Consider the following 11,725-nt stretch of genomic DNA (forward strand, 5'->3'; position numbering starts at 1 on the left):
CATCCCTTGCCCGTGGAGGAGATGTGGGGCCTGAAACGGCGGGCGGAAGTCCTGCGGCGCAAGTTCAAGTGCGAGACGATCGGCGACGTCGCGCGCCTGCCCGTCGGGGTGCTCAAGGCCGAGTTTGGCGTGTGGGGGGAAGTCATCCACCGATGGGCGAATGGAATCGACTGGAGCGACATCAACCCGCATAGTTACCGCGCACCACACAAAGGCTTCTCCCATCGCACGACGTTGCCGCGGGACTTCTACGAGCGCAACGAGGTCGCCGTCGTCATCCTAGAATTGCTGGACGAGGTATGCCATCGTCTCCGGCAGGCGCATCAAGCCGGCCGCCGTGTGGGCCTCGGGCTTACGTATGAAGTACTCACTGGAGGGTTCTATCGGGCCAAGACCCTTCCGCGCGCCACGAACGACCCGGGAGAGTTGTATCCGGTGCTCCTGGCCCTACTCGACGAACATTGGGATGGTTCCGGCGTGCGGGCCGTGTCGGTGAGCGTGGACATGCTGCAATTTCGAGAGACCGTCCAGTTGTCGCTGTTTGAGAACGTGCCGGCGCGGACACGGCTGTACGAGACGATGGACGAGATTCGCGCGCGCTATGGCGAGACATCCATCATGCGCGCGGTCAGCCTGACGCGCGCGGGACAGCTACGTGAACGGAGCATGCGCATTGGAGGGCATTACGCATGAACATTCGAGACGGGAACATTTTCGAGTCCATGCGGCTTGTGCTCCCTGAGCATCGAGCGCTCATGGCGCAAATCCAGCGTGAACGGATGAAACGGAAGCGACCAGTGCTTACCGAGGAGCGCTTGGAGGAGATGCAATACACGCTCAGCGAGGCGATTCGCAAGGGGCGTGCCGTGCGCGTGACGGTGTTTACGCCGGAACGGGATGTGGTGCTGGTGGGCAGCGTGTCAGTGCGCGGTCGGGAGTTGCGAGTGCGAACGGTCAACGGCGTGCGTGTCGTGGATGTGCGGGATGTGATCGGGGTGGAGGCGGTGAACAGCGACTCAAGGTAATTTGGATATTGTCGGTGCATCTTATGTGTTTGGGAAGGGCAACGCGCGTGGTTGCCATGGCCGCTAGCGGAGGTGGAGCTGGCGGCACATCTTTAGTCGTTAAGAAGAGATTCCAAAGCCAATACCTTATATTTGAGAGTTTTAAACTTACTTTCGTGTCTTTTCCTCACAAAACCATTACATACATGCATCAGGTTATTCAAAATCGAACGCTCCGTCCCATAAAACCAATCGAGAACACGCGCCTGCGTCTCATTGACCAAGCGCATTCCTTATTAGCTCGTGACCTCACTTTCTTGCACAGGCACGTATTTGCCGTTCGGTGTCCGCTTCGCCGAGCCTTCGGCCACGAGGCGCTTCAACATCGGCGACGTGCGTGACGACGCTTGCTGATAATCAAACCCAAGCGCGAGACCAATCTCTGTCGGCCCGATGGGACGCTGGTGCGTGTCGTAAAGCTCCCGCAATTTTGCCGCTACAGCCTCGTACATCAACGTGTTCGCCATATCCTCGCCTCCTGAGTATGATTCCGCTCGCCGTGCTTTCGTATTGCATTGTAGCAAATCAATGGGATTGCCGTGTCCACGACCTGGCGTGAATTCTTGCGCCGTTCGGTCGTTGATATCGTGTGGAAGGTTTGTACCTACGCTTGCCCCGGAAGACGCGCCCGGACTGACGTCCGTGCCCTTCTTTCGGGGCGTGTTCCGTGGCTTTAATCCACAATTGTGTTATCGGATTTTCGTTTACACAACCCACAGTTGTGGTGCATACTATCTATAGAACGAGGCGCAAAATGCATATAGCCCACCAGAGGTGGCTCTCTGGCGGGCTATGGGACGAGGCCTGCAGCGCCATGCTCGGGCCGTCTAGTTAGCGAAGGTGACAGTCACTCCAAGGTGGGCCGACCTTATGCGGAGTGGCTGTCGTCCTTTTTGTGGACCATTTCGACTTTCAACTGCACCCACACTACGTGGATAAACGGTAGCGGAATGGACAGCTCCAGTAGAAACCTTCGCTCCACGAGCCTCACCTCCCGGTACCCGTACAACACGGTCCGCAGGCCTCTACGTTCGAGAGGGAGGCTCGTGGTCAAGCAGCGGCTACTAAACGCACTTCTCGTTGCGTGTCCCACCTGCAAGTATAGCAGAAAACGGCATACCCGCTACGCGCTTTTGAGAGAGATGACGACCACACGGAATGTCAATCGGCTTTGGGTTTATGAATCGACTTAATACGGAATTTGTACAGGATATCATCCGCCCGTGACAATGCCCATTCTGCGCTTTTGGTATCAAATGCATCGCAAATAGGATTCCATCCAATCTACTCACGGCAGTCAACACTTGTCACACTCTGTCCATGATGAGAAAACTGCCCATAAACACGCTTGCCCCGGAAGACGCGCCCGGACTGACGTCCGTGCCCATCTTCCGGGGCGGCGATTACCATGGCTCATTCAGCCACGCGTCCCAGTCGATGTCCGAATCGTCCACCTCATCGAACGCGTCCTGCGACGCCTCACGCGCAGGCTTTGGCTTCACCATGCCTTCTGGCCAACCGTGGACCTCGACCATGCTTACGTCGAACTGCTTCTTCGACTTCATGCGCAGCACGGCCTCAAGCCCTTCGCGCATCGTCTCGTCGAACACGTACACGTCCGCGCCCGCGACTTGGCCGGTGTTCGGAACTTGGTAGCCAAGCATGAATCGGAGCCAATTCTGTACCCGCTTCACATCCCCGCTCGTATACGTGTCGATCATCCGATAACGACCATCTTGCAATTGCACCAGCGCTGCAAACTGATATTGGAGCGGCATATTCAACTTTCGAACCGGGCGGAGGACGTCTATGAGCGACGCGCGTTGCTGCGACTCACCTCTGTAAAGGCTGTCCAAATACCATCCAGGGTTCTCGAGAAACGATTCAAAGGGCAACACGTACAGCTCGCCGCCAACTTGCTCAATGTACGACAACAGCCGGAGCGCCACCGCGTAATACTTTCTCGGCACCAGAAACAGCGTGTCCCGTATCTTCGTGTTTTGAATTACGCGTCGAATCACGCCATGATAAATAAGGCCCTTTTTGCCCTGTTCTTCCCGCGTGAGGCGTGTCGGCAATAAGAACAACCCCATGCGATAGTCTGGGTCATCCTGTTTCACAAGCCATGCGTGGAGTCCTTCGTCCCCGTCCTGCGGTAGCATCATGTCCCACTCGTCATACAGCGCACCATCTCGGCGTAGTGCGATGAGCACTTCACCCATGTTGATGGTCTGTGCGAGCATGCTCGGCTTTACTCGGTTGCGCGCACGTCGAATTCCTTCTCGTTCCGCCCACTCGGTCAACGCAGCATCTGTCAATCGCACCAGCCGCATCACGCGATTGCCAGGCACGCTGTATCGACTTGACGCCACCCACTTCGCCACGTTGTGCTGTTCCTCGAATCGGTCCCACCATCGCCGTATGAGGTCACGTTCGCTCTTAGGGTTGATGCCCAACAACCGCGTCAATTGCCCGTGCGTCATCACGCCCATTCGCACGAGTGCTCGGCTCACCTCGTCCGCGCGCTCCTCCGACCGCGCCTCCCATTCCTCTGCTTTCCCCATCCGCATCGTCCTCTCTGGTGTTTGCTGGGTGCCTTCCGCTTGGTAGCTGGCACCCCCAAACTGCAAGCAGTTTGCGGCCGCCAGCTACCCTCGGACGTTTTCTAGGCACATAGCAATTTGTGGTATATAGCTGAAAATGCCTTTGTCTCAAGCAATCTGCTTGCCCTACGTTGTAAAGAGCAACGTGTAAAGTGCACCAAGGTCGACATTTTACAAGATGGGCGATTGGCGCTTTACAACCTAGGCGCGTTCAGTCTTTCAAGATAGTGTACATCTAGCGTAACCGTCGGCTCTTGGCCACCTTCCTTATCATCCATTTGAACCCATTCAACGGAATATGAAAAATAACCAGGGCGATCGCTCTGAATCAGCCCATTGGCCACCAAGGCGTTGACCAACATGGGAAGCGATGTGACGTAATTATCCAGATCGCGAATTTGATAATCGTGCTCAGACATAAAATGGATATTCATGCGAGCGCATCCTGGCGGGCTCTTGGGAAACAGGCTATCTTCCCACGATGAAATGGATTTGAGATAGTTCCACTTCAGTTCACGAACAAGCCAGTACCAAAGTTGTCTCCTACGAATAAATGGACGATCTCGATGATACAGCGGATGATGCTTCCTTCTGGCGCCGTGGCCAAGCATCCACACAGGGATATTCCGAATTTCGAAGCCTGTACTGGACGGAATGAGACACAACCCAACAGGCCATTGGTCAAAGACCACCCTATTCTTAGCTTCATCAAAGTGGGCCATTTTAGCTGCTGCTTCTTCGCAAAGGAATTCTTGAATCCTATCGTCAAGTTCTTCGATGCGCGATAAGTATTCCGTTACAACTTCATCCTCCTCCATCGTGAGTTCTGTGAGCGTGTCGTAAACAGACGACATCAAAATGCCCCATTGCCGCAATATATCAAGCGGTTCATTCGAGTTCTTCAGCATCTCCAAATTAAGCTTCGTGATAGGATGCATCTCTCTTGCCATTCTTCATCCCTCCTCATCTTGACCGTATCATCACCTCACGTACGGAACGCGCCATCTTTACGCCAAAGTTACGTTTCGACTGCGTTGTCCATGCGCATATTGAATGACACTTGATTATTCATGTATTCCACTTAACGTTACAATGAACTCTTTATTCATACTGATTGACCATACATGATGCTTATTTACTACTTGATTCATCAAACGCAATTTACTTTTATGCATGAATTTCATCTCAGTATGCTTGAATGGTGGCTTACGCATAATATCGATCTGTTTGCACATTCATGTGTGATATAATGTGGCTTGATTATGCATGAATGCGCACTGGGGGTTGTTCAGGATGTTGACTATTGGTTTGGATGTCGGAAACGGAAGTATCGGCTTGTGCGTGCGAGACGGGGACACGCTTGTCCAAGACACCATGCCCTCGGTGTATGGGCGCGTTGATCTCACACGTCAGGTGCTGTCGGTGCCCGGCAAATCAACATCGCGCGAAGTGGACGTGTTCACGTTTGGCGGCGAACATTTCGTCCTGGGCTACGAGCAGGTTCACACCATGCACAGCACACCCATTGGTGCTTACGACCGCGAACAACGCTATGCGAGCCGGCAGTTTGAGACACTGGCGAAGCTGGCACTACTGGATGCGGCCACACGGACGGGGCGTACCGGGGTGATCGAAGTCGTCGTCGCGTGTGGCACGCCCTCTGAGGACTTCACAGCCCGGAACGTCGAGATGTTGCAGCGTTGGTTCTCCGAGCCCGTCACCGGCGCGAAGAACGGAGAGCAAGTCGTCGTGATGATCAATCGCTTGGAGGTCATTCCGCAGCCCTTTGCCGTCTTCCTCGACGCGTATCTCGACCAGGACGGCCTTGTAGTGGACGAGGAGCTTGAAAGGCAAGATGTGCTCGTCATCGACAGTGGCTCTGGCACGCTCGACTTGAGCGAGATTCATCAGCTGGAGCTGTCAAGGCAGACAAGCATCCCTGCAGGCCTGAATGATGTGTATCAAATCATCCTAGAGGAAATCCGGCGTGAAGAGCCGAAAGTGTACGCAACCGCGTATGACCTGGAAGCCCAATTGAGAGCACAAGACGGCGCACAAGAATTTTGGTTCGAGTACGGCGCACACCGGATGAACATCACCGAACTTCGCGAGCGTGCGATGCGACAGGTTTGGGATCGCATGCAACAGGGCATCCAATATGCGTACCCTGACCGTTCAGGCTTTGGGCGCGTGATTCTCGCAGGCGGCTCAGGCGAGGCCTTCCGTAACTACTTCCTCGCTTGGATGCCAAGCATCCGGATTGCTCCAGAGCCGCAATTGGCGGTAGCGAGAGGATTGTACAAATACGCTTTGGCACAGGAGCACGAGGAATCATGACGATTCGCAGATATGTCCTGAGCTACGACGATGAATATGACCGTGAAATCGCCGAGGTCATCGAGCAAACGCCAAAACGCCGGCGCGCAGAGCGCGTCCGGCAGCTCATCTTGCTCGGTATTCAGGCCGAAGCTGAAATCCGCGGAGAAGGCGGAGTGAGACAAGCACAAGCAGGCGATAGAGACACCTCGACTCCCACCACCGCGTCTTCTCCCCAAGCTAACCAAGCGAGCACACCGACAGGCAAACGCCCCATCATCCCGCGCATCACACCCAAAACATAAGGGACGGCTGGCACCGTCCCTCTTTCTTTTTATTTGCACCACACTGCACCAAATCCCTCTTTTGAACATAACACCTAGCAATTTTCCCGTCTATGCAAGATAAGAGAATCCGATAGTACATCGGAAAATCAGCGGAAAAAGGTCTCCCACTTATCCAACTGACTCGCTGGCAAAACCCCCGGCACCTCCATCCACCCCTTCCCGTCGCGATGATACGCATCCGGTGTCGGGATGGCCTGCGGCACGTATTCCGTATGCACCGACGGAAGTGGATCGTTCTCATATCCCTCTTTGTGCCAAATCGTCTGCGCTTGCGCTTTGGTCACGCCCGTCCATACAACGACGGGATCCGCCTTCAGACGCGGCCAAATCTGCTGAAATTGCTGGATTGCGTATTGCTCCATTGGCGAGATGTACAGCACATTCGTGCCGTTCACCGCGATCGGCAGGTGGCTGACGCGCTTCTTGCGCGCGTCAAACCCGATCAGCTTCGCTTGCTGATTCCCCGGGAGCCTATCCACCACCGAGTGCACAGACGGCGCGGGTATTGAAGTCGAAGATGTCTGTGACGTCGCATGGGGCATCGTCCCGCACCCCGTAACCGTCGCCGTGAATATCAATGCGGCAAGGAAACCTGTCCACCGTTTTGTCCACATCTTGCACATCCGCTCCTTCCAAAGCCGACTCTATCATCTCTCGTGCGCTAAAATGTGCCATCTTTGCGCCAAATTAATACACGAGGGAAGCCGCCCGAAGGCGGCCTCTCTTACCACGTCTGATGTTCATGGAAGTACGTACCCGGATCGTTTCCGCTCACCCACGTATCGCGTATGGTGAACGACGCTTGTGCGGTTGCAACCTGGTTGTCCGTCGACTGCACCCAGAACGTCACCGTGTACGTTCCGTCCTGCATGTACTGGAGCCACGGATCCCATGCGGTTGGGATACCGCCCTCCAAATAGTCGTCCGACGGATTGTACGTGAGCACAATCGGCGGCGACGACGTCCAGTTGATGGGCGAACCCGGCGGCATCATCGGGTTCATGCTAATCGCCGGCAAGTACACGTAGGCTTGCGCGATGTCCGTGATGGACGGCTTCACCTTGAACAACAGGTCTTCGCCCGCCCAAAAATCCGATTCTGAACGCACCAGCGACGGTTGTGGATCGACGTTCGTGTAGTAGTTGTTGTAGTTCTCCAAGTTCTGCTGCCACGCGGGCGTGTGATAGACCTCCGCGTCGGACAGCGTTAGCTTCGCCTGATTCCAATGCACCTGTACCATGTTACTCGCCTGATCATGGCCGCCGGATGGATTCACAAACCACGCGATGAAGGTATCCGTAGTCGGTGCACCTTCCGCCCAGGTCGCGGAATAGCTCGACGCATTCGCTGTGCTCGTGCCGACAACCTGACCCGAGGTCTCATCGTAGATCTCGATCACGTCGCCGGGACCTCCGCCCGTGGTGCTTGTGGCTGTCAGCGTCGTCGCTTGCCCAGCAGGCAACGTGGTTGGGCTTGCCGTGAGGGACAAATCATAGTTGTACCACGTGACAGACACGGGAGGAGATGACGCCATCACTTGATTAGGTAACCCACCTCCCACAAATGTATCCATGATGTTTTGATCTTCGTTTCCTTCTGAAGGACTATTACCATTCTCAGCTCCCCACTCAATCGTTTGAGTGCTTACAAACACCTCTCCCTTTCCATATGTGAAACTTGCGGCCACAGGGGCTCCGTCTGTCGAATCCGTGATGTAGACGACCGCATTGTTGGGTAATCCGACGATATCATCATGAGAAGCGTAATTCCCAGGTATCGTGCTCGGCAGACCCTCGGTAAAGGGCGTATTGGGCAACACCACATCATCGGTGTATGTTGGATTCCACGCAAATGTCAGTCCCACGGGTCCTTGTCCACCCGGCCAAACTCCTGCCTGCCAACCACGATCTGCAGCGTAAAGGATGAGATTTCCCCCTTGCGCAACCCAAGCATTTAATTGCGGAATGACAGTTTCAAGCTCGTCATAGAACGATGTTGGTTCGTCCGCTTCGATGAGAATCGTTTTGAATTGATTGAAGTTCACATCAGTAGGATCCGTGAACACCTGATACGCCCCACCGGATTTCGTTATCGCCTGAAGGTCGAACTGCCCATTCTGCCACGCAGCACCTGGGGCGCCCAATACTGCGACCTCATTGCTACCACTTGAACCTCCTGAACTCCCTGTCCCATTTCCATTCCCTGAATACCGTGCCACTTCAGCAACATAGGTATGAGTTTGAGCGGTTGCCATGCTTTGCTCCGCCTGTAAAGTCGTTTGTCCCGGATTGCCGATCGCTATTACCTGTCCAGTAGTTTGATCGACAATCATGAGATAATAATCATTGGGTACATCCTGCGCCGTTGCAGTTAACGTAGACCACTGATCCGTCGGCAATCTTACAGGAATGGCCTGAAGCGTGACCCCAAACCAATCTACTTGCACCGTGTTGCTTGACATTAGAGTTCCATTGGTATCCCCGTCCGTTGATACGAAAGCTTGGAAAGTATCCGTCTGCGGGACAGACTCCGTTACATTTACGGTAAACTGACTGGACTGATTTAGCCCAACAACCTGTCCAGTAGAACTGTTAAAAACGACGATGTAGTCTCCGACCGGAACATCTTGTGCAATGACTGTAAGCGTCGTGGACTGACCTGCTGGCAATTCAGTTGGATTGGCTGCAAGATACAACCCGATCCAAGTCACGGTCTGCTGATTAGAGGAAGCCCCCACTTGTCCGTATCCATCGCTTAACCATGCGATAAACGTGTCTGTCTCAGCATTAACTGACGTGTATTGTGCAATCTCGGGTGACACTCCTGACGTCGAAACCGTTTGTCCAGTCGTCTCGTCCATGATAACCAGGCTCCACCCCGTCGGGATCGGTTGAGACGTGGTGGCCGTTAGCGTCGTGCTTTGCCCTGTCGGGACATATTTTGGATTCGCGGTCAGCGTAATGGTACCCGTCCATGGATTTGACCACGTGACGGTCGTCCCGCCTGTAGCGACCGGATTCCCGTTCAAGTCAAGCACGGTTGCCGTGTAGTTGACTGTGACCGTCTGCCCACTTGGCGGATTCTCCGTCTCGGTGTACGTCCCGGTTTGTCGTGTCAGTCCCGACGCGCTCCACATGTCCGTGCCGTTCCCACTTGGCGTAATCTGCACGGTGTACCCCGCTGGCAGCGACACATTCACCGCATACGAAATCTGCGACGACTCCCCTGGCACGTTTGACGCGGGATTAGCGCTCATCGTGATGGTCGGCGACGCCCATTTGACCGTCACAGTGGCCGTCGACAACAACGTACCCGCACTGTTGTACAGGCTGGCTGTGTACGTCACCGTGACCGTATTCCCGCCCGTCGGCGATTCCGTCTCGGAGTAGCTGTCCGTCTGCTTTGTGTCATCCGTTTGTGACCACATGTGCTGACCGCCCTGGCCTGAGATGGTCACATAGTCGCCCGATGACCATCCGACCGTCGAGTACGATATGTTCGACGCCTGCCCTGTAAACACGTTGGTTGGAGAGGCGGTCAACGTAATCGTCGGCTTCGTCCACGTGACCGTGACCGGCATGGACTGTTCAGACGGCGGGCCTTGTGGTGACACGCCTGGAGCCCAAACATACGCCACGAACGTCTGCGGCCCCGCAACATTGCTGCTGTACTGCACCGTGTACGTGCCGGAATACTCCACCGTGGCCGTGTTGCCCTGTATGCTCATGCCGGATATGGTGGCCGTCCAATAGGGCGGCATGGAATAGCCGTATTCATAGGTTCCCATAGAGACAAACTGGTGCGTTGTCTCGTCGTAAATGTCCACGAACGCGCCCTGTTGCACCGTATCCACAGTGGCGGCTAGCGTTGTGGCTCCTCCGATGCCAAGCGTTGTCGGGTTAGCCGTCAACGTCACGTCGTTCGATGCGGGCGGTGTGTAGCTCGAATCGTAGATCGTGTAAGTCTGCTGACAGCCTGTCGAGGCGTCCGTAATCGTGAGCGTCCCCGTGTTTACGCCACCGCTGAACGTCGCTGTGATCGTCGCATCCATGCCCGCGGCCGTGGATGTCTGGGACAACGTGATGGACGGCGAGTTGGTCGAAAACTGCAACACGTCCGGCGTTTGATTCACAATCGTGAGCGTGTCCGAATTACTCGTCACTCCGCCCTGGTCGATGATGGCTAACTGCGACGGGCATCCTATGGCCCCTGCCCACGTAACGCTCACCGTGTTCGACGTCGCAATCACGGTCCCCATCGGGGACAGCAGCTCCGCCTCATACTGCACGGTCTCGGGTGCATTTGCCGTCGCCTGTGTGCTCGCTGAATTGCCCATCGCCACATACGAGTTCTGTCCACCGAGCGTGCTCTTCCCGGATTCGTCGATAATTTTGATCTCGTCCATAGGCGACGGTGCATTGCTCGCCGTGGCCGTCAACGTCGAAGGTTGGCCCGTGGTGAGATTCGTGGGATTCGCCGTAAGCGTGATGGTTGCGTTCTGCCCCCACGTCACCTGCACCTGATTCGACATGGCGACCGTCTGCCCCGTCGACGCGTTGATGATGCTCGCCTGATACGTGACGGTCTGCGGTGTCTGGCTCACCGCGGGCCCGCTTAAGGACGTCTCACCCACCACGCCATCTTCAAACGTGTTCGATCCGTCAAACGTGCCTGCTCCTGATAGGTCAGAAATTTCAATAAAGTCACCCGACATATTCCCGCTCGTCGTCGCCGTGACCCCCGTGTATTGCCCCACAGGCAGCGACGTAGGCGACGCGCTCAAGGTGATGGTCGGGCCGTTTTTGCCATTCCCGTTTGTTCCACCCGTGTTGCCGGAGCTTGTCCACGTGACGGACACCGTGCCCGATGTCGCATCCACATGCCCTGTGCTCGGGTTCACCACATACGCTTGGTAGTTCGCCGTCTCCGGTGTGTTCGCAGTGACCATCGTGGACAGCGAGGTTTCGCCTGTCACCCCATCCTCGTATGTATTGGAGCCACCAAACGTCTGGTCTCCCGTGATATCCTTGAGTTCGAGAATGTCTCCGGTTGGAACGTTCTTGCCCGTCGCCATGACCACGCTGTACTGCCCGGTCGGCAAGGACGTAGGCGACGCCGTGATCGTCACGCTCGGCGGTGAGGCGGGCGCGGCCGTCTTCACGGCATACGAGGCCTCGTAATACCGGTCAATGCCATCCACGTAATACAGGTAGAGCATCCCGCTGCCGCTCGCACCGCTTGGCACAGTGATCTGAAACGAGCGCGTCGGGGCAATCGCCGGGATGTACGTGTCCTGCCACGGCGTGAACCCATACGTCGCGACCTGCTCGTTCGAGTGGCCCACGTCCGCGTTCACGTAGGTGCCCATGTTGTTGAAGTACCACACCGCGATGAG

Annotated in this window: 9 protein-coding genes; 4 read left to right on the forward strand and 5 right to left on the reverse strand. The window is 55.6% G+C overall.

Annotated features, from left to right (window positions below; all coding sequences use genetic code 11):
• On the forward strand, positions 1 to 693 hold a 693-nt coding region (locus BLU70_RS13770), incomplete at its 5' end, for a DinB/UmuC family translesion DNA polymerase (protein ID WP_476774932.1).
• Complete coding sequence (locus tag BLU70_RS13775) at positions 690 to 1,025, forward strand: YolD-like family protein (RefSeq protein ID WP_074693900.1); 336 nt, start codon at positions 690 to 692, stop codon at positions 1,023 to 1,025. The genes BLU70_RS13770 and BLU70_RS13775, both read left to right, overlap by 4 nt.
• A 275-nt stretch (positions 1,026 to 1,300) precedes the next feature.
• Here BLU70_RS13775 and BLU70_RS13780 read toward each other — a convergent pair whose 3' ends face one another.
• The 3 genes from BLU70_RS13780 to BLU70_RS13790 all read right to left on the reverse strand — a co-directional run bounded on the left by BLU70_RS13780 (position 1,301) and on the right by BLU70_RS13790 (position 4,617).
• The gene (locus BLU70_RS13780) at positions 1,301 to 1,531 is read right to left on the reverse strand and encodes a hypothetical protein (protein ID WP_074693902.1); all 231 of its coding nucleotides are present in this window, start codon (positions 1,529 to 1,531) and stop codon (positions 1,301 to 1,303) included.
• Between the two features lie 936 nt (positions 1,532 to 2,467).
• Positions 2,468 to 3,628, reverse strand: coding sequence for a hypothetical protein (locus BLU70_RS13785; protein WP_244885237.1), 1,161 nt, complete (start codon positions 3,626 to 3,628; stop codon positions 2,468 to 2,470).
• A gap of 233 nt (positions 3,629 to 3,861) precedes the next feature.
• Positions 3,862 to 4,617, reverse strand: coding sequence for a hypothetical protein (locus tag BLU70_RS13790; RefSeq protein WP_074693905.1), 756 nt, complete (start codon positions 4,615 to 4,617; stop codon positions 3,862 to 3,864).
• 343 nt (positions 4,618 to 4,960) lie between these two features.
• Here BLU70_RS13790 and BLU70_RS13795 point away from each other — a divergent pair, with 343 nt between their 5' ends.
• Positions 4,961 to 6,004, forward strand: a complete 1,044-nt coding sequence (locus BLU70_RS13795) for a ParM/StbA family protein (protein ID WP_074693907.1) — start codon at positions 4,961 to 4,963, stop codon at positions 6,002 to 6,004.
• Positions 6,001 to 6,288, forward strand: coding sequence for a hypothetical protein (locus tag BLU70_RS13800; protein ID WP_074693910.1), 288 nt, complete (start codon positions 6,001 to 6,003; stop codon positions 6,286 to 6,288). Before BLU70_RS13795 ends, BLU70_RS13800 begins: the two co-directional genes overlap by 4 nt.
• Positions 6,289 to 6,416: 128 nt before the next feature.
• Here BLU70_RS13800 and BLU70_RS13805 read toward each other — a convergent pair whose 3' ends face one another.
• On the reverse strand, positions 6,417 to 6,944 hold the full coding sequence (locus BLU70_RS13805) for a hypothetical protein (protein WP_074693912.1): 528 nt from the start codon (positions 6,942 to 6,944) through the stop codon (positions 6,417 to 6,419).
• Between the two features lie 110 nt (positions 6,945 to 7,054).
• The gene (locus tag BLU70_RS13810) at positions 7,055 to 11,686 is read right to left on the reverse strand and encodes a beta strand repeat-containing protein (protein ID WP_244885238.1); all 4,632 of its coding nucleotides are present in this window, start codon (positions 11,684 to 11,686) and stop codon (positions 7,055 to 7,057) included.
• Positions 11,687 to 11,725 lie beyond the last annotated feature (39 nt).

The organism is Alicyclobacillus hesperidum (assembly GCF_900107035.1).
Taxonomy (GTDB): domain Bacteria; phylum Bacillota; class Bacilli; order Alicyclobacillales; family Alicyclobacillaceae; genus Alicyclobacillus; species Alicyclobacillus hesperidum.

What these genes read in the sequence shown, in the direction of transcription:
- BLU70_RS13775 (WP_074693900.1), top strand. Translation starts at nt 690, where the DNA reads ATGAACATTCGAGACGGGAACATTTTCGAGTCCATGCGGCTTGTGCTC.
- BLU70_RS13780 (WP_074693902.1), bottom strand. Translation starts at nt 1,531, where the DNA reads ATGGCGAACACGTTGATGTACGAGGCTGTAGCGGCAAAATTGCGGGAG.
- BLU70_RS13785 (WP_244885237.1), bottom strand. Translation starts at nt 3,628, where the DNA reads ATGGGGAAAGCAGAGGAATGGGAGGCGCGGTCGGAGGAGCGCGCGGAC.
- BLU70_RS13790 (WP_074693905.1), bottom strand. Translation starts at nt 4,617, where the DNA reads ATGGCAAGAGAGATGCATCCTATCACGAAGCTTAATTTGGAGATGCTG.
- BLU70_RS13795 (WP_074693907.1), top strand. Translation starts at nt 4,961, where the DNA reads ATGTTGACTATTGGTTTGGATGTCGGAAACGGAAGTATCGGCTTGTGC.
- BLU70_RS13800 (WP_074693910.1), top strand. Translation starts at nt 6,001, where the DNA reads ATGACGATTCGCAGATATGTCCTGAGCTACGACGATGAATATGACCGT.
- BLU70_RS13805 (WP_074693912.1), bottom strand. Translation starts at nt 6,944, where the DNA reads ATGTGGACAAAACGGTGGACAGGTTTCCTTGCCGCATTGATATTCACG.